The sequence below is a fragment of the Nocardia sp. NPDC004260 genome (assembly GCF_053603155.1).
On record NZ_JBSGEZ010000024.1, the window covers coordinates 31492 to 52196 of the forward strand.

A 20705-nucleotide genomic window follows, 5' to 3' on the forward strand; every position below is an offset into this window, starting at 1 on the left:
CGGTCATCGCGGATTTCCGTCACTGCCTGCCGCCGACCGCGCGAGGATCGGCTCCTTGTCCTCGAGTTCGCCCAGCCAGCGCCGTATCTCGGCCGCGACGGCCGAGGTCGCCGCCCCGATGATCGAGAAGTGGTCGGCGTCGAGTTCGACCGTCTCGCCGGTGTGCAGCCAGGCAGGCACCGGCTCGGCGAGGTCGAGCCCCGGCAGCGGTGTCGCGGCCCGCAGGTCGAACGTCGGCGCGGTGATCGACAACGGCCTGCGCTGCTCGAACAGGCGCGCGTATCTCGCCATGGCGACCAAGCCGTGATCACCGATCTCGGTGACCTCGTGGCCGAGGTCGAGTACGGAGCCGATCGCGCTCAGCAGCACCCGGCGGTTCTGTTCCGGGTCGTCTGGTGAATACGTGTCCAGCAGGATCACCGCGGACGGGCCGCGCCCGTCCCCGCTCGAGCCGATGCGCCAGCGCATGCGCGATCGCGCCGCCCGCCGAGTAGCCGAGCAGCACGACCGGCCGGTCGTCTCCGCGGTTGCGCACCGCCGCCGCCAAGTGATCCAGCAGCACGTCCCACGTCTCGGGCAGCGCCTCGCCCGGCTGCGTACCGGGCAGGCGCAGTGCCGCGATCGACCGGTCGCCGCCGAGTTCCCTCGCGAGCCGGGCGAACTGGTGCGGCCCGGTGCCGACCACGAACGACGGAACGCACAGCAGTGTGGCCGCTCCGGCGCCTCTACTCAGTGGGATCGGCACCGGATCGCCGGAACCCGCCGCAGCGGTGAAAGTGTCGACGAGTTCGGCGCTCTCCAGCAGCATCGGTATGGCGGCGCCGACCCGGCCGCGCCGGTGTGCTGCCAGGACCAGCTCGGTGAGGGCACCCCTGGCCCCGGTTTCCACGGGCATCGCGGGCACGGCGGCGGGCTCGTCCGCGGGCACCATCTCCGCGATCCGGGAACCCAGGTACGCCGCCAGGGCCTCGCCGGTGGGATGGTCGAAGACGAGTGTCGACGGCAGCGCCAGCCCGGTGGCCTGGGCGAGGCGATTACGGAACTCGATGCCTGCCAGCGAGTCGAATCCCAACTCGGTGAACGGAGCCCGCGGATCGATCACGTCGCCGGAAGTGTGGCCGAGACTCGCGGCGATGTGCTCCCTAACGGCGGCGAGTACGACGCCTGCGCGCTCCGCTTCGGCGGTCGCGGCGAGCTGCTGTGCCAGCGAACGCACCCCGCCTGCCCGTCGCGGCGCCGCGGTGACCAGGGAACCGAGCATCCTGGGCAACGCACCCGATGCGGCCAGGGCGTTCAGCACCGCGGAATCGAGACGCACGCCGACACCGGTCGGCTCGTCCGCGGCAACCGCGCTGTCCAGCAACGCCATTCCGTAGTCGTCGTCCAGCGGTATCAGGCCCTCACGGCGCATCCGCGCGATGTCGGTCTCGGTGAGGGTGCTCGTCATGCCGCTCTCCGCGCGCCACGGTCCCCACGCGATGGACGTGGCGGGCAATCCCCGGTGGTGCCGGTGCTGGGCGAGCGCGTCGAGGAAGGCGTTCGCCGCCGCGTAGTTGGCTTGGCCCGGGCTGCCGATCGTCCCCGCGAACGAGGAGAAGAGCACGAACATCGACAGCTCGAGATCGGCGGTGGCTTCGTGCAGATACCAGGCCGCGTCGGCCTTCGGCCCCAGCACCGTCGCGAGCCGCGCCGAGGTGAGGTCGGTCAGGAGACCGTCGGCGAGAGCGCCCGCGGTGTGCACGACCGCGGTGAGCGGATGTTCCGGCGCCACGGTGGACAGCAGCCGGTCGACGGCCGCCCGATCGCTCACATCACAGGACCGCACCTCCACATGTGCCCCCAGATCGGTCAGTTCCACCGCCAGTTCCGCGGCACCCGGCGCGTCCGGGCCGCGCCTGCTCGCCACCAGCACCCGGCGCACACCGTGCTCGACGACCAGGTGCCGGGCGGTGAGCGCACCAAGGCTTCCGGTCCCGCCGGTGATCAGCACCGTGCCGTCGGGATTCGGCCGCGGCGACCGTGTCCGGTCCGCCCCGGCCCGGCTCAACCGCGGCACGTACACCGCACCGTCGCGCACGGCCACCTGGGATTCCTCGGTCATGGCCAGCGCGGCCGCGACGGCACGGCGGTATCCCGGCCGGTCCGCCACGTCGACCAGGACGATCCGTCCCGGGTTCTCGTGCTGCCCGCTGCGCAGGAGGCCCCACACGGCCGCGCCGGCGAGGTCCACCGGTGCCGCGGGCGTCACGGCGACCGCGCCGCGGGTGACGACGACGACGCGATCGTGGCGGGTCAGCAGTCCGGTGACCCGTTCCGCCGTCTCGGCGAGCCGGGTTCGCACCACGCCGGGCACATCGCTGTCCACCGGTGTCTCTTCGACCTGGATCACGGCGACGGAAGCTCCGTCGACGCGCACGAACTCGTCGGCGCCGCCGCGTGCCCAGTGCTCGTCCGCGACGAGGCCGGTGCGTTCCGCGACCGGCACCGGGACCCACCGGAGCCGATACGGGTCGTGCCCGGTCGGGGCGGCGCCTGCGGAACGCAGCGTGTCGATCGGAATCGGGCGCATGGTCAACGCCGAGATCCGGAAGATCTGCTCCCCGTGCGGATCGGTGAGCGTCACCGCGATCGGCTGGTTGTCCCGGTCACCGGATCCGGACTCGGCCGCGGTCAGCCGTACCCGCGCCGCGCCCGCGCCCACGGCGTGCAGGTCCACGTTCTCCCACGAGTAGGGCACGTAGATCTCGTCCGGAGCAGGCTCCCCGGTGAGCCCGGTGAACCGGATCGCGTGCAGTGCCGCGTCCAGCAACGCCGGATGCAGCCCGAACCGATCGGCCGCCGAATGCTCTTGTTCCGGCAAGCGCACCTCGGCGAAGACCTCCTCGCCGCGCCGCCACAGTGCGGTCAGTCCTTGGAACAGCGGTCCGTGCCCGTAGCCGCGGTCGGCGAACTCGGTGTACATATCGCTGATATCGACCGGCTGCGCCCCGGCAGGCGGCCAGGTTTCCGTCGGGTTCGCCTCGGCCGACGGCGCCTGCGCGACAAGGGTTCCGGTAGCGTGCCGGATCCAGTCCGCCTGTTCCTGCGCGCCGGAACGACGCGGGCGCGAATACACCGACACCGCACGCGCGCCGGTGTCGTCGGGGCCGTCGGCCAGCACGCGCAATTCGACCGAGCCGTCGGCGGGCACCGCCAGCGGCGCCGTCACCACGAGCTCGGCCAGGCGCGGGGTGCCGGTCATCGCGCCGATGTACAGCGCCAGCTCGGCGAAGGCCGTGCCGGGCAACAGCACCGTCCCGCCGATCATGTGGTCGGCGAGCCACGGATGGCTCGACAGCGACAACCGGCCGGTCGCCACCACGCCGTGCGAGTCGGGCAGCCAGACCGCGGCCCCGAGCAGCGGATGGTCGACATCGTCCAGGCCGGAGGACCGCACGTCGGGGGTGTGTTCGATGGCGGACAGCCAATACCGCTGGTGACGGAACGCGTAGGTGGGCAGAGGGATCCGCCGCGACGAGCCGCCCTCCCACAATGGCCGCCAGTCCACCGTCGTTCCGGCGACGTGCGCACGCGCCAGGAACGTCACGAACTGGCGCGCTTCCGCTCCCACGCGGCGGGCCGCCGGGGCCGTCAACCATCCGCTCCCTGGCTCGTCTCCGATGACTCCGCGGGTCATGGTCGTGAGTACGGCGTCGGGACCGATTTCGAGGAACCGGCGCACGCCGGTGTCGGCCAGCGCCCGGATGCCGGGCGCGAACCGGACGGCCGCGCGGATCTGCCCGACCCAGTACTCCGGCTCGGTGAAGGTCTCCCCTACCGCCCCGGTCACATTCGACACGATCGGCAGCATGGGTTCCCGGTAGGTCAGTTTCTCGGCGACCGCGCGGAAGCCGGCCAGCGCGGGTTCCATGCGTGCGGAGTGGAACGCATGGCTGACCTGCAGCCGCGTCGTCTTGCGGCCCTTGGCCGCGAAAGTTCGTTCCAGCTCGTCGATCGCGTCCGTGTCGCCGGAGATCACTACCGCGTCCGGTGCGTTCACCGCGGCGATCGACGCGCGGTCGCCGAAACCGGTGAGTAGTGGCGCCGCATCGGTTTCGGAGACGGATACCGCGAGCATGGCCCCGCCTTCCGGCAGCGCTCCCATCAACCGTCCCCGCGCCGCCACCAACACGCACGCGTCGGGCAACGACCACACTCCCGCCACATACGCGGCCACCAACTCACCGATCGAATGCCCGATCAGCACGTCCGGGGTGATCCCGAACGACTCCACCAGCCGGAACAACGCCACCTCGAACGCGAACAACGCGGGCTGCGTCCACTCGGTCCGATCCAGCACACCCGACGGATCGGCGAACATCACCTCCCGCAACGACGGCGACGGATCACCCACCGCAAGCGAACGCGCCGCGTCGGCCGAGTTCTCCCGCAGCCGATCGAATTCGGCGCACACCTCGTCCAACGCGTGGGCGAACACGGGGTAGGCCGTGTACAGCTCGGCGCCCATGCCCACCCGCTGCGCGCCCTGTCCGGTGAACAGGAACGCGGTCCTACCTGATCCGGCCGTCCCTTCGACCACGCCGGACCCGGTACCCGCGGCCAATTCCGCCAGTCCCGCCAGCAATTGCTGCCGATCACGGCCGAGCGCGGCGCCACGCCACTCCAGCTGCGCGCGGGTCTCCACCAGCGAGCGTCCGACAGCACGGGCGTCGGCGTCGGGATGCTCGGCCGCCCAGGCGCGCAGCCGTTCCGCTTGCGCCCGCAGACCGGCCTCCGATTTCGCCGACACCACCCACGCGATCACACCGTCCGGGTCGCAGCGGTGGTCCCGCACGGCGGGCCGTTCGTCGCGTGCGGGCGCTTCTTCCACGATGACGTGCGCGTTCGTCCCACTGATCCCGAACGACGACACCCCCGCCCGCCGTACCCGCTCCCCCGCGGGCCAGGGCTCCGCTTCGGTCAGCAACCGCACCGACCCCGCCGACCAATCCACGTGCGGCGAGGGAGCGTCCACGTGCAGCGTCCTCGGCAGCATCTCGTGCCGCAGGGCCTGCACCATCTTGATCACGCCGCCCACGCCCGAGGCCGCTACCGAATGGCCGATATTCGACTTCAACGAACCGATCCGCACGGGTTCGGTCCGCCCTTGCCCGTAGGTCGCGATCAGCGCCTGCGCTTCGATGGGATCGCCAAGCGGAGTTCCCGTGCCGTGTGCCTCCACTGCGTCGACGTCGGCCGGCTCCAAGCCCGCCGCCGCCAGTGCCGACGCGATCACCCGCTCCTGCGAGGGACCGTTCGGCGCGGTCAGGCCGTTGGACGCACCGTCCGAATTCACCGCCGAACCCAGGATCACCGCCAGCACCTCGTGGCCCGATCGCCGAGCGTCCGAAAGCCGTTGCAGGGCGAGCACGCCGACCCCTTCCGACCAGCCGACGCCGTCCGCGCCCGCGGCGAACGACTTGCACCGCCCGTCGGGCGCGAGCCCCCGCTGCCGCGCGAAGTCCACGTACAGCTCCGGGCTGCCCGACACCGTCACACCGCCGGCCAGCGCCAGCGACGTTTCCCCGTTTCGCAGCGCCTGGCAGGCCAAGTGCAGCGCCACCAGCGAGGACGAGCACGCCGTGTCCACCGTCATGGCCGGACCCTGCAGGCCCAGGACATAGGCCACCCGTCCCGAGGTGACGCTGTCGGAGTTCCCGGTCATCCGGAATCCCTCGTATGCGCCGACCACCCGCTCGGAATAGCCGGACGGGGTAGCCCCGACGAACACTCCGGTATCGCTGCCGCGCAGCGCGGTCGGATCGATACCGGCGTCTTCCAACGCCTCCCAGGCGGCCTCCAGCATCAGCCGCTGCTGCGGATCCATGGCCGTCGCTTCCCGGGGGCCGATCCCGAAGAAAGCGGCGTCGAACGCGCCCGCGTCGGTGAGGAAGCCGCCCTCGCGCACGTAGGTGGTCCCTGGTTCGTCCGGGTCCGGGTGGTACAGCCGATCGAGGTCCCAGCCCCGGTCCGTGGGGAACGGCGTGATCGCGTCGGTACCCGAGACCAGTAGCTGCCACAGCTGCTCGGCGGAACTCACGCCGCCGGGATAACGGCAGCTCATGCCGACGATGGCGATCGGCTCGTCCGCGCGGGTCCGCGACGTCACCCGCGCCGGACGTGGTCGCGCGGCCGGAGCGTCCCCGAGCCTGGAGACGAGGAAACCCGCCACCGCACGGGAACTCGGATGGTCGAATACCAGGGTCGAGGGCAGCGACAGCCCGGTGGCCTTGGCGAGCCGGTTGCGGAATTCCACACCGGCCAGCGAGTCGAAACCCAACTCCGTGAACGCGGTATCGGGGTCGATCGCCTCCGCGGTGGCGTGCCCGAGCACGGCCGCCGCCTGCTCCCTGGTCACGGCGAGGGCCACCTCGGCACGGTCGGCGGGCGCGGCCGACGCCAGCCGCCCGACCGGATCCCCACCGGCGCGAGCCGTCCGCGCGGACGAGGGCGCCAGCGCACTCAGCAGTTTCGGGAGCGCTCCCGCCTCGGCCTGCTCCGCCAGTCCCGACCGATCGAATTCCGCACCGATCACCAGCGCCGAGCCCGCGGTGAGCGCGGCGTCGAAGAGGGACAGCCCCGTCGTATCGCCGAGCGGGCGGAACCCCAAGCGCCGCAGTCGTTCCAACCCCGATGTACCGAGGTCGCCGGTCATTCCCGTGCCCGCGTTCCACGGCCCCCAGGCCACCGACACCGCGGGCAGGCCCGCGGCACCGCGCAGCCGGACCACCGCGTCGGCGAACGAGTTCGCCGCCGCGTAGTTGCCCTGGCCCGGCGAGCCCGCCAGCCCCGCGAGCGACGAGAACACCACGAACGCCGAAAGATCCGCGTCCCGCGTCGCCTCGTGCAGCAGCCAGGTGCCGTCCACCTTCGGGCGCAGCACCCGATCCACTTGCTCCGTGGTCAGGGTCTCGACGGTGCCGTCGTCCACCACACCGGCGGCATGCACGATGCCGGACAACGGGAACCGCTCCGGCACCGACGCCAGTACCGCGGTGAGGTCGCCGCGATCGGCGATGTCACACGACTCGACATCCACTCCCGCGCCCAGCGCCGACAGCTCCGCGAGGAGATCCGGGACCCCGGCGGCGTCGCGACCGCGTCGCGAGACCAGCAAGAGCCGCCGAACTCCGTGCTCGGTCACCAGATGTCGCGCGATCAGCGCGCCCAGCCCGCTGGTGCCGCCGGTCACCAGCACCGTACCCGTCCCGAACGACATCGCCCCCAGGTCCGGTGCGGCCGCGATCCGGCGCACCCGTGGCGCCGACAACCGGCCGTCGCGCACCGCGACCTGTGGTTCGTCCGCGGCCAGCACCGCAGCCACCACTCCGGCGTCGATCTCGCCGTCCCGATCGAGCAGCACGATCCGGCCCGGATGCTCCGCCTGCACGCTGCGCAGCAGGCCCGCGACGGCAGCGGCCGCCGGGTCGGGCGACTCGCCCGGCAATCCGAGCGCGTTCCGCGTCACCACCATCAGCCGCGCCCGGTCGTACCGCGTGTCGGTCAGCCACGACCGCGTCAGTTCCAGCGTCCGCGTGACCCATTGCCTGCCCGCTCGCGCCGGGTCCGCGCCCGCTTCTGCGGTCTCGGCCACCCAGACGATCGTTGCCGCGTCCACATCGGCGTCGACCGATTCGCTCAGGTCGCCGACGCGCAGGTCGATTCCCGCCACGCTTCCCGTACCGAGCACCGCCATCGATCCCGTCGGCCCGGCGGCGCCGGTGGACACCGGCACCCACTCCAGACCGTGCAGCGGCACCGGCGCCGTATTCGACCGGACCCGCTCCACGGTGCGCCGCTCCACCGGATGCACCACGACGGATTCCGTGCTCAGCACCGGTGCGCCGGCCTCGTCCACCACATCCATCCGGATCCGGTAGCCGCCCGACAGCACCGCGCGGACCCGGACCGGACCGGAGCCGGACCGGGCCAGCCGCAGGTCCCCGACCGTGACCGGCAGCGGAACCCGCCCGGCGGGCAGCTCGTCCATGACGAAGTCGAGCGCGGGGTGCAGACAGGCGTCGAACAACGCCGGATGAATGCCGTAACCCGACGCCGCGGCGGCGGTGGCGTCGTCCAGCGATACCTCGGCGAACACCTCGTCGCCGCGCCGCCACACCGCACGCATCCCGCGGAAGGCGGGACCGTATTCCATTCCCAGGCGCGCGATCCGCCGATAGATCGCCTCTTCGTCGAGTTGTTCCGCGCCCGTGGGCGGCCAAACTCGATCCCAGCCGGTGGCGAGTTCGGAGCCGGGGTCGGCGGCGAGCACGCCACCGGCATGGGGGACCCACGCCTCGGCGTCGTCGAGGTCCGCGGTCCGGGAGTACAGGGTGAAGCTGCGCCGACCGTCCGCTTCGGCCGCACCGACCGACACCTGCACGTCGACGGCGCGCTCACCGAGGGCCAGTGGGATGTCCAGCCGCATCTCCTCGACCGAGCGCATCCCGAGCCGATCGCCGATCGCCGACATCAGTTCCAGATACGTCGTCGCCGGTACCACCGGCGTGCCGAACACCACGTGATCGGCGATCCACGGCTGCCTGCCATTCGACAGCTGCCCGGTGAACAGCCATTCGTCCTTGCCCGCCACCGGCACCGCGTCCAGCAGGATCGGATGGTCGACGGCGCCCGCCGCGACCGGCCGGACCACGTCCAGCCAGTAGCGCCGACGCTGAAAGGCATAGGTGGGCAGTGAAATACGCACCGGGGACCGGCCCTCCGACAAGGGCTGCCAGTCCACCTCGACACCGGCGTTGCAGGCATGCCCGAGGAAGCCGAGGAACTGGGTGACCTCATCGACGCCGCGCCTGCTCGCCGCCGCCACGACGGACCGGGACCCGACCTCGTCGGGCAGGCACTGACGGGTCATCGCCGTCAGCACCGCGTCGGGGCCCACCTCGAAGAACTTCCGGACACCGAGGTCAACCAGCGCGTCGACACCCGGGGCGTAGCGCACGGTGTCGCGGACATGACCGGCCCAGTACAGCGAATCCGACAGCGCTTCGCCGCCCACGACGCCGAACACGTTCGACACCACCGGCAGCAGCGGGCTCCGGTAGTCGAGACCGGCGGCCATCGCCTCGAATTCCGGCAGCATCGGTTCCATCGACGCCGAGTGGAACGCGTGGCTGACCCGCAACCGTGACGTCTTGATCCCGTCCGCCGTCAGCACGGATTCCAGCTCCGCGACGGCCGTTTCGGTACCGGAGATCACGATCGCGGAGGGTCCGTTGACCGCCGCGATCGACAGTTCGCCGCGGAATCCGGCGATGAGCTCGGCCGCTCGCTCCGAAGGGACGGCCGCGGCCAGCATCGCGCCGCCTTCGGGCAGCGCGCCCATCAACCGCCCCCGCGCCGCCACCAACGCGCACGCGTCGGCCGTCGACCACATCCCCGACACGTACGCGGCGACCAATTCGCCGATCGAATGCCCGATCAGCACGTCCGGGGTGATCCCGAAGGACTCGATCAACCGCACCATCGCCGCCTCGTAGGCGAACAACGCGGGCTGGGTGTACTCCGTGCGGTGCAGGAGGTCCGCACCCGCGGCACCGAAGACGATGTCCCGCAACGACATTCCAGGCTCGGGGAATTCGAGCAGACCGTCGAATTCGGCGCGCAGCTCGTCGAACGCCGCCGCGAAGACCGGGAACGTCGCGTACAGCTGAGCGCCCATGCCGACCCGCTGCGCCCCCTGCCCGGTGAACAGGAACGCGATCTTCCCGCCGACGGGGCCGCCCTCGGCCACTCCCGGCGACCCCGCACCGGTCGCCAGATCCGCCAGCCCGGCCAGCATGGCCGCGCGGTCGCCCGCGACCACCGCGGCGCGCCGATCGAATCGGGCCCGCGTCGTGAGCAGCGAATGGGCCACGTCCACCGGGTCGGCGTCGGGCCTGTCCGCGAGCCACTCGCGCAACCGAGCGGCCTGCGCCCGCAGCCCCGCCTCGGTTTTCGCCGACAGCAGCAGCGGCATTCCCGGCGCCGTCGGCGAAGCGTCGGCCGGTTTCGTCACCGCCGCGCGCTGCGGGGCGCCCGGCGCTTCCTCCACGATGACGTGCGCATTGGTGCCGCTGATCCCGAACGCGGACACCCCCGCCCGGCGCACCCGCTCGACCGAGGCCGACCACGGCCGCTGTTCGGTCAGCAATCGCACGGCCCCCGCCGACCAGTCCACGTGCGGCGACGGAGCGTCCACGTGCAGCGTCTTCGGCAGCATCTCGTGCCGCAACGCCTGCACCATCTTGATCACGCCACCGATCCCGGCGGCGGCCTGGGCGTGCCCGATATTCGACTTCAGGGAACCGACCCACAGCGGCTCGGTCCGGCCCTGCCCGTAGGTCGCCATCAACGCCTGCGCTTCGATCGGGTCGCCCAGCGGTGTGCCCGTGCCGTGCGCCTCCACCGCGTCCACGTCCTCGGGAGCCAGCCCCGCCGTGGCCAGCGCCGCCGCGATCACCCGTTCCTGCGACGGACCGTTCGGCGCGGTCAGCCCGTTGGACGCACCGTCCTGGTTCACCGCCGAACCCCGGATCACCGCGAGCACGTCGTGACCGAGCCTGCGCGCGTCCGACAGCCGCTCGAGCACCAGCACACCCACGCCTTCGGCCCAGCCGACACCATCGGCGGAGGCCGAGAAGGCCTTGCACCGCCCGTCCCGGGAAAGACCGCGTTGCCGCGAGAACTCGACGAACATGAACGGCGTCGACATCACCTGGGCGCCACTGGCCAGCACCAGCGAACTCTCCCCTTGGCGCAGCGCCTGACAGGCCAGGTGGATGGCCACCAGCGAGGAGGAGCAGGCGGTGTCGATCGTGACCGCCGGACCCTCGAATCCGAAGGTGTAGGCCACGCGACCGGAGAGCACGCTACTGGTGGAACCGGTACCGATATAACCTTCGGCTACCGAACCCGCGGCCTTGGCGATCTCCTCGTAGTCCTGATAGGAGACCCCGGTGAACACGCCGGTGTCACTGCCGCGCAATACCGACGGATCGATACCGGCGTGCTCCAGCGCCTCCCACGACGCCTCCAGCAGCAACCGCTGCTGCGGATCCATCGCCGCCGCCTCGCGCGGACCGATTCCGAAGAAGCCCGCGTCGAAATCGGCCATGCCGGAAAGGAATCCACCTCGGTCCAGGTAGGAGGTTCCCGGGTGGTCGGGGTCGGGATCGAACAGCCGATCCAGGTCCCACCCGCGATCGACGGGGAACGCGCCGATCGCGTCCGCACCGGCGGCCACCAGCTCCCACAGTCCATCCGGCGATTCGATACCGCCCGGGTACCGGCAACTCATGCCGACGATCGCGATCGGCTCATCGGCACGGATCCGGCGCGTCACCCGCGCGGGCCGCCCCGCGTCGGTTTCGGTCGCCTCGCCCACCCGCGAGCGCACGAATGCCGCCACCGCCGCGGCGGTGGGGTGATCGAACACCAGCGTCGAGGGCAGTTGCACGCCGGTGGCCTTGGCGAGGCGATTGCGGAACTCGACACCGGCGAGCGAATCGAAGCCCAGTTCGGTGAACGGCGCCGTGGGATCGATGGCGTCGCCGGAGATATGGCCGAGCACACCGGCGACCTGTTCGCGAACGACGTCGAGCACGATCTCCGCACGCTCCTGCGCGGGCGCGGCGGCCAGCCGACGCGCCAATGTCCCGCTCGTCTCGGCAGCCCGCCGCACCGGCACCGTGACGATCGACTGCAGCAGTCGCGGCAGCGCGCCTTCCCGGGCCTGCACCGCCAGTGCCTCGGTGTCGAACTCCGTCGCGATCACGACCGGCGACGACGCGGCGACGGCGCGATCGAACAGCGCCAAGCCATCCGCCGTTTCCAGCGGCCGCACGCCGAGGCGACCCATCCGCGCCATCGCCGCGCCGCCCAGCCCACTGGTCATGCCGATGCTCTGGTTCCAGGATCCCCAGGCGATCGATACCGCGGGCAGCCCCGCCGCCCGCCGCCGTGCTGCCAGCGCGTCCAGGAACGCGTTCGCCGCCGCGTAATTCCCTTGGCCGGACGTGCCGACCACACCCGCGACCGAGGAGAACAGCACGAAGGCGGCCAGTCCGAGGCCGCCGGTCAGTTCGTGCAGATGCCAGGCGGCGTCTGCCTTCGACGCCAGCACCCGGTCGAGCTGTTCGGCGGTCAGGGTTTCGATGGTGGCGTCATCGAGCACGCCCGCGGAATGGATCACCGCGCTGGGCGCGAACTCATCCGACAGATCCGCCAGCAGCGCCGCCACTTCGGCCCGGTCGCCCACATCGCAGGCCGCCACCCGCACCCGCGCGCCCGCGGCGGTCAGCTCGCTCACCAGATCGGCCACCCCGTCGGCCTGTTCACCGCGCCGCGACACCAGCACCAGCCGCCGCACGCCGTGGGTGGCGACGACATGACGCGCCGCCTCGGCTCCCAGTCCGCTGGTGCCACCGGTGATCAGCACCGCACCCGCACCGAGACCGTTGCCGTCCGCCGCCGCGTGCTGCCTGCGCAGCCGCGGGACGCGCAGTTCTCCGCCGCGCACGACCAGCTGCGGTTCCTCCGACCGCACCGCCGCGGCGATCACTTCGGTCGTGACGTCGTCCTCGGGTGCGGCGTCGAGGAGAACGAACCGGCCGGGGTGTTCGGCCTGGGCGCTGCGCACCAGACCGCACACCGCGGCCCCGGCCGGGTCAGGGCTCTCGCCCGGCAGGCACGCGGCACCCCGCGTCAGGATCACCAGCCGCGAATCGTGCCACCGTTCCTCGGCGTGCCATTCCCGTATCAACTCCAGCGCCGCCCGCAGCCAGGTACGCGTCCGCGCGGTCACGTCGCCATCGGCCGGTTCGTCCGGCGACCACACGACGATCTCCGGCGGCGCCTGGTCGCCGAGTAGATCGGCCGGTGCCGTCCCGCGGCGATCGGCGCCCGCGACACTCGCCTCCCCGAGCAGCGCGATCGTCCCCGCCGCGCCGCCCGCGTCGGCGGCCACCGGCACCCATTCGATGTCCGACAGGGACGCACGGCGTCCAGCTCCACGGTCGAGCGCCTTGGCATCCACCGGGCGAGCCGTCAGTGCGTCGAGGCTCAGCACGGGCGCACCGGTGTCGTCGAAGGCGGCCACCCGGATCCGTCCGGCCCCCACCCGTTCCAGGCGCACCCGAAGCGCCGTCGCCCCCGCGCGATACAGCCGGACCCCACCGAACGAGAACGGCAAGGGCAGCCTGCCCGCGGGCATGTCGTCGGCCAGTTCGGTGATCGCGGTGTGGAAGGCGGCGTCCAGCAGGGCGGGATGGATGCCGAAGGCCGGTCCCTGAGCGTCGGGCTCGGTAGTGAGCGACACCTCGGCGAGCAGGTCGTCGCCGTCGTGCCAAGCCGAGGTGACGCCTTGGAACAGCGGACCGTAGCCGAAGCCGAGCCGCGCCAACCGGTCGTAGAGTCCGTCGACCGGCACCGGTTCGGCCCCGCTCGGCGGCCATCGCCCGTCCTCCGGCGCGGCGTGCCATCCCGTTTCGACCCAGGCGGGCACACTCTCCGCGGCGGCGACGAGGACACCGTTGGCGTGTGAAATCCACTCGCTCGCTTCGGTTCCTCCGGGCACCACCGCACGCGAATAGATCGCGAACCGGCGCGCGCCCGCGTCGTCGGCGGGTTCGACGGTCAGCTGCACGTCGATCGCGACGTCGTCGGTCAGCGACAGCGGCGCTTCCAGCAGTAGTTCTTCGACGAACCCGGCACCGAGCCGGGCCCCCGCGGTGAGTGCCAGTTCCACGAACGCGGCGCCGGGCAGCAGCGCCGACCCGAAAACGGCGTGCTCGGCCAGCCACGGGTGCGTCCGCAACGACAGCCGACCGGTGAACAGCCATTCGTCCCGACCGGCCAACGGCACGGCACCGGTAAGCATCGGATGATCCGATGACTCGCGTGACGCCTCGACTCCGAGCGGCTCCAACCAGTACCGCTGCCGCTGGAACGCGTACGTCGGCAACGACACACGTTCTGGTGTCCGCCCGCTGAAAAGGGGGCGCCAGTTCACCTCGACACCGGCGGTGTGAGCTTGCGCGAGCATGGTGATGTACTGCGTCACCTCGTCGCCCGAACGGCGCGACGCGGCCGTCACCATCGACTCGGCTTCGATCCGCGGGTGTTCGGCCAGGCAGCGACGTGTCGTCGCGGCCAGCACCGCGTCCGGGCCGACTTCGACGAAGCGGCGGACCCCGGCGGCCACGAGAGCGTCCACGCCCGGCGCGAACCGCACGCAGCCGCGTAGCTGCTCGACCCAGTAATCCGGGTCGGTGAATTCGGCCCCGGCGAGCGTCCCGGACACATTCGACACCACCGCGATCGTGGGCATCCGGTACGTCAGCCGCTGTGCGACCGCGCGGAATTCCGCGAGCATGGGATCCATTCGCGCGGAATGGAACGCATGGCTGACCCGCAGCCGCGAGATCGTGACCCCCGCATCGGACAGCTGCCGCTCGACCGCACCGACGGCGTCCGCGTCGCCGGAGAACACCACCGACGACGGACCGTTCACCGCCGCCACCGACAGTTGACCCTCGTGAGCAGCCGTGATCTCGACGGCCCGCTGCTCGGTGACCGCCGCGGCGAGCATGGCGCCGCCTTCGGGCAACGCCCCCATCAGCCGCCCACGCGCCGCCACCAACGCGCACGCATCCGCCGTCGACCACACACCCGCCACATACGCCGCCACCAACTCACCGATCGAATGACCGATCAGCACATCGGGAGTGAGGCCGAACGACTCGACGAGCCGGAACAACGCCACCTCGAACGCGAACAGCGCAGGCTGCGTGAACTCGGTGCGGTGCAGCAAATCCGCACCCGCGGCGCCGAAGACGACGTCCTTCAGCGAGACACCCGGCCCGAGCAAGCGATCGAATTCGGCACACAACTCGTCGAATGCCGTGGCGAACACCGGAAACGCCGCATACAACCCTGCCCCCATGCCCACCCGCTGCGCACCCTGACCGGTGAACAGGAAGGCCGTCTTCCCCGATCCGGCCACACCTTCGAGCGCACCGGCGGACGCACCGGCCGCCAAGTCCGCCAACCCGGACAGCAACTGGTCACGATCGCTACCGGCCACCGCGGCGCGCCGATTCCATTGCGCCCTGGTTTCGATCAGCGCGGACGCCACGCTCCACAGGTCGGCGTCCGGGTGTTCGAGCAGCCACGCGTGCAGCCGCGCCGCCTGGGCGCGGAGCGCGTCATCGGTCTTCGCCGACACCAGCAACGGAACGACGGTTGCCGCGCACGCCGGACCGGCTTCGGTATCGGCGGACTCGCCGTCGGCCCCGGCGACCGGCGCGGGCGCTTCCTCCACGATCACATGCGCGTTCGTGCCGCTGATCCCGAACGACGACACACCCGCACGGCGCACCCGCTGCGCCGACGTGGGCCATGCTTCCGCCTCGGTCAGCAGCCGCACCGCCCCCGCCGACCAATCCACGTGCGGCGACGGCGCGTCCACGTGCAACGTCTTCGGCAACACCCCGTGGCGCAGCGCCTGCACCATCTTGATCACACCGCCGACACCCGCCGCCGCCTGCGCATGACCGATGTTCGATTTCAGGGAACCGATTCGCAGCGGCTCGTCCCGCTGCTGTCCGTACGCGGCGATCAGGGCCTGCGCCTCGATCGGATCTCCCAGCGACGTGCCCGTACCGTGCGCCTCGACCGCGTCCACATCAGTGGGCGTCAGCCCTGCCGCGGCCAGCGCCGAGGCGATCACCCGCTCCTGTGACGGACCGTTCGGCGCGGTCAAACCATTGCTCGCGCCATCCTGATTCACCGCCGAGCCCCGGATCACGGCGAGCACCTCGTGCCCCGACCGCCGCGCATCCGACAGGCGCTCCAGCACCAGCACGCCCACGCCTTCGCCCCAGCCCACCCCGTCGGCCGCCGCCGAGAACGCCTTACACCGACCGTCCCGCGACAGACCTCGCTGCCGGGAGAACTCGACGAACAGGAACGGTGTCGACATCACCGTGACGCCGCCCGCCAGCACGAGCGACGCCTCTCCGCGCCGCAGCGCCTGGCAGGCCAGGTGGATGGCCACCAGCGACGACGAACACGCCGTGTCCACCGACACGGCAGGGCCTTCCAGGCCCAACGTATAGGCCACCCGGCCCGAGACCACACTGCCCGTCGAACCGATACCCGCGTAGCCCTCCGCGATCGGTCCGGCGGCCCTGGCGGTGTGCTCGTAGTCCTCGTACATGACACCGGCGAACACGCCGGTATCGCTGCCGCGCAGCGAGGTCGGGGCGATACCGGCGTTCTCCAGGGCCTCCCAGGAAGCCTCCAGCAGCAGCCGCTGCTGCGGGTCGGTCGCCGCCGCCTCCCGGGGGCCGATGCCGAAGAATCCCGCGTCGAAGTCGCCCGCGCCGCGCAGGAAGCCGCCCTCCCGCGTGTACACCTTGCCGAAGCGGTCCGGATCCGGGTCGTACAGCCCCTCGAGGTCCCAGCCCCGGTCCGCCGGGAACCCGCCCACCGCGTCCACTTCCGCCGCGACCAGCTCCCACAGCTGCTCCGGCGATTCGACGCCGCCCGGATAGCGGCAGCTCATGCCGACGATCGCGATCGGCTCGTCGATCTTCTCCCGCAACTGGGTCAGATCATCGCGAGTCGTCATGAGCTCGACGGTGACCTTCTTCAGGTACTCCAACATGCGGTCGGACGATTCACCAGCGCTCGAGTCCACGTTTCACATCCCGGGTATCGCAGGGTCGACGAAGAAACCCGGCGTCGCGAGCAGCGGCGCGGGTCGGCGAGAACTACCGAGTAGTTAGATCAGGTGTCGGTGACGAAGCAGCCGGTCGAGGCACGGGCGAGCAGGGTGACTCGCCCGCGCGCACCTGCACGGCTGCGCATTGCGGCAGAATAATGTTTCTCGGCGGTCACCGAGACGGACATCTCGCCGTTACCTTTACTGACGGTAAATCCGACACCATAGAACACTTCACTTACCACAAATCTTTATCCGTGGCGAGCGCTTCGTTTCCCACTGCTGAGAAGAGGAACCTACAGCACATGCACAATCTTTCTTCGGCGATCAAGGCGACCGGACGATCGTCCAGTCGCGTGCTGAGCGTTAGCCTGCCAGCCATTCCGGTTTCCCGCAAGTGATACGCAGACCCCGCTGTTCCATAGATCGGTCGCCGACCCGCCGGACCATCGGAGGCGATTCGCACCCCTTCCCGGCACACCGAAGGGGCTGGGGCGAATGCCGTACGGCAGACCACTTACACCGATGTCATGTGCGTATGCCGCAAGCCCGCACCGTTCGCCTCGATGGGCAAACCACCGCCGTGACATCGTATGTCGCTGCGGATCCGAGCTGCGACCCGCCTCGCGGCCGAGCGAAGCATGTGGTCCGCCCTCGTGCCATCCCGCGAACGGGTCGTAACAAGATCGTTGCTGGGCACCGATGCCGATCCAAAGCCCGGAAGCGAAGACCGCCATTTCCGGCACGCCCGAAGTGTTACCTACGGAATTCCTGCAAGGCGGACGGATACGACTGAGCCGTCCCGAATACACACCTGAAAATGCGACGTCCAACCTGATTCGCCGGAATGCAGATTTCACGCCCGCCCACGTTCCGCGTGACCACTCCGACCACAGTTCATGCGGGCGGCACAGGGCCCGCATTATCGCGGCTCGTCGGCGTAGCGGCCTATTCGGAACAGCTTTTGTTCACGTGAACAAAAGTAATGACGGCCCAATTTTCGCGAATGTTCGTTCGAAGCGAACGGCGACTACGGCCGGGATTCGGCGCGGCAGTCGCTGAGCGCGGTCGGCCGGATCCGGAATGCCCGATGCCCACCGAGCGGCGGTGCGAGGGTCCGCTCGGTGGGCACACCGCCGCGCGCCGGGGACGTGCGCGCCGGACAGAGGCGGGTCGAGGGATCCCGTCCGGCGGGCGAAACGCGTGGCGGTCGGTGCTTCCGTCGAGCGGGCGGCCGAAGTCAGGGCACGAGCCACGCCGCTCGACGGAAACAGGTCATTCGATGGCAGAAGCGCGCTGGTCGACGGCATCGAAGCCGGGCCAACGCTAGAACCGGCGGACGCGGTCACCTATGCGCGACGACCGGATCTGGAGACCTCACGAACCCGTTCGGCGCGGTTGGGGAAACGGCACAAAGAATGCGAAAGAGCGCTCCCGGCATTCGGCGAATAGGTCGTCCGGCACAAGCGAGCAGCCCGGAAACGGTGAATTATCCAGATCACCAAGCCATTACGGCTCTGCGACGGCCTACGGCCGCATCATGGACGGACGCCGCACCCCAGCCATCGGTGGCCATCCGGTGGCCGACCGCTTGGAGATTCCGTGTCCGCCATCGTGGTTCCGCTCGCCCGCACCGCGCCGGGCGCGCGGTCGCCGACGCCGCCGTGCCGATCACCTCGGCCGGTCACCTCGCCCGCGCGGTGGGCACCTGCTACCGACGCGGCACGGACGTGGTCGGCACGGTGACTCCCGAGCAGGTGCCTCCCCGGGCGTGGCGGTTCGGTCCGCTCCCGTGACGAGAGCCCGCCGTCGTCCGCCGTTTCCGCATTACAGGAGCAACCATGAACGAGACCGCGGTGAATCCGGCCGATCAGGCCAGATCGCTCGTCGACCATAGATACCGTTCCACTCTCCGCTATGAGGTGGAACGGGAAAAGATCCGGGAATTCGCCCGCGCCGTCCAGGATTCCCATCCCGCGCATCGGAGCGAGGACGCCGCGGCCGAACTCGGTTTTCCCGGGCTCATCGCGCCCGCCACATTCAGCTCGATAATCCTCACCAGAGTGCACCGCGAAATTCTGGATACGCTGATCACCGGCTACGACCCGACCCGGATCCTGCACGCGGACCAAGTTTTCGACTTCGGCAGGCCGTTGCTGGCGGGCGATCGCCTGACCTGCGACATCTATTTCGAATCGTTCCGGCACTTCGGCGATTACGACGTCCTCGCGATCAAGAGCGTGCTCATCGACCAGCACGGCACTGTGGTGCAGACCGGCTCCAGCGCATTGCTCGCCCGGGTGGGCGGTCGCGATCCGTGGTTGGCCGATGCCGTACGCAAGGTCGCCATGGGCCATCGCTCCCCGGACGCACCGGCTCGGGGCAGCGCCGTCGTGCCGGCCGCGGCGGATCACCTCGCGCCGACGCCGCTACGCCGGGTACCGCGTCCGCGCGTCGCTTTCGCCGACCTTTCTGTGGGCGCCGAACTGCCCCTTCGCACCATGCGCCTGTCCCGTGGCGACCTGGTCAACTACGCCGGGGTGACGGGCGAATCCAATCCGGTGCTGTTCGACGAAAGGGTCGCGGTCGCCAGCGGCCTGCCGACCGTGGTCGCTCCTGGCATGCTCAAACTGGGTCTGGCCACCTCGTTCTTGAGCTCCTGGCTCGGTGACCCCGCGGCCCTCACCCGGTTTCGTGTGCAGTTCGCGCACAACACGCAGCACCTGCGCATACCACCGGTGGGCACCGGCGTCGTCCAATTCCGCGGCCGGGTCACTTCCATCGACCCGCGCAGGCGGCGGGCGACCATCGCGGTCGACGCGCGCGCCGAGGGACGCAGACTGTTCGGCTATGCCGCCGCCGAAGTGCGCTTCCCCTAGGCGAGCACCGGCTGATCAGGCCGCCGTACCGGCCCGGTCGCGGACAGTCACGCGCGACAGGCCGACGAGCGACGCCAGGCGACGGTGCGAATCCAGCCGCGCGTCGCGATCGTAGGTGCTGGTGTGCACGAGGATCTCGTCGGCGCCCGTCCTGCCCACCAGCCGCTCCAGTTGGCCGGCGACCTCGTTCTCGGTTCCGTACAGGTGGCCGCGCAACCCTTCGTCGAAGATCCGACGCTCCCGATCGGTCATGGTGCGCGCCGCGATTTCCGCGGGCGGCAGCAGGGGCGGGAACTCGCCACGGGTGCGCGCGTATGCGCCGGACCACGCCTCCGGCAGCAGCAGCCGATGCGCTTCGGCAGTGCTGTCGGCGATCACGATCGAGGCGGAGACCACGACGTAAGGCGCCGCGCCCACCGCGGCGGGGCGGAACTGGGCACGATAGCGCTCGATAGCCTCCACCATGCGGTCCTCCGCGCCGACCGCGGCGATGACCAGCGGCAGCCCGAAGCGGGCGGCGCGCTCGGCGCCGGACCCGGTCGCCAGCAGGAACGCCGGGATACGCAGCCCTTCGGCGGGCCACGCGTGCACCCCCTGTCTGCCCTCGGCGAAGTACCCCAGCAGCTCGGCGAGCTGGGCGTCGAAGTCCTCCGCGTCGCGCTTGTCGTGCCCCAGCGCTCGCCGCACGCCGTCGGTGAACCCGACCGAACGGCCGAGACCCATGTCGATGCGTCCCGGGTAGAGCGATTCCAGCACGCCGAACTGCTCGGCGACCACCAGCGGCTGGTGGTTGGGCAGCATCACACCGCCCGTGCCGATCCGGATCCGCTCGGTCGCTCCCGCCGCCGCGGCCGCGAGCACGGTCGGGGCCGAGCCCGCCACGCCGGGCACACTGTGGTGCTCCGACACCCAGAAACGGTGGTAGCCCCACTGTTCGGCGAGCCGGGCGAACTCGACGGTCTCCCGCAACGCGGCCGGATGGCTCTGACCGCGCCGGACGCGCGAGCGATCGAGAACAGAGAACCGGACAGGGGACAGCGCCGAGGTCATATCGGTGTCAACGC

5 protein-coding genes are annotated in these 20705 nt (G+C 70.8%); 1 reads left to right on the top strand and 4 read right to left on the bottom strand.

Annotated features, from left to right (window positions below):
- Positions 1-3: 3 nt before the first annotated feature.
- The 3 genes from ACWEO7_RS16165 to ACWEO7_RS16175 all read right to left on the bottom strand — a co-directional run bounded on the left by ACWEO7_RS16165 (position 4) and on the right by ACWEO7_RS16175 (position 17007).
- On the bottom strand, positions 4-369 hold the full coding sequence (locus ACWEO7_RS16165) for a hypothetical protein (RefSeq protein ID WP_452424066.1): 366 nt from the start codon (positions 367-369) through the stop codon (positions 4-6).
- The gene (locus tag ACWEO7_RS16170) at positions 308-16705 is read right to left on the bottom strand and encodes an SDR family NAD(P)-dependent oxidoreductase (RefSeq protein ID WP_452424068.1); all 16398 of its coding nucleotides are present in this window, start codon (positions 16703-16705) and stop codon (positions 308-310) included. Before ACWEO7_RS16170 ends, ACWEO7_RS16165 begins: the two co-directional genes overlap by 62 nt.
- 122 nt (positions 16706-16827) lie before the next feature.
- Complete coding sequence (locus tag ACWEO7_RS16175; RefSeq protein ID WP_452424070.1) at positions 16828-17007, bottom strand: hypothetical protein; 180 nt, start codon at positions 17005-17007, stop codon at positions 16828-16830.
- Between the two features lie 1596 nt (positions 17008-18603).
- On the opposite strand from ACWEO7_RS16175, the gene ACWEO7_RS16180 reads away from it, so the two are divergent.
- The gene (locus ACWEO7_RS16180; protein ID WP_452424072.1) at positions 18604-19641 is read left to right on the top strand and encodes a fused (3R)-hydroxyacyl-ACP dehydratase subunits HadA/HadB; all 1038 of its coding nucleotides are present in this window, start codon (positions 18604-18606) and stop codon (positions 19639-19641) included.
- A gap of 15 nt (positions 19642-19656) precedes the next feature.
- Here ACWEO7_RS16180 and ACWEO7_RS16185 read toward each other — a convergent pair whose 3' ends face one another.
- Positions 19657-20691: an LLM class flavin-dependent oxidoreductase gene (locus ACWEO7_RS16185; RefSeq protein ID WP_452424073.1), complete on the bottom strand. Its 1035-nt coding sequence runs from the start codon at positions 20689-20691 to the stop codon at positions 19657-19659.
- Between the last annotated feature and the right edge of the window lie 14 nt (positions 20692-20705).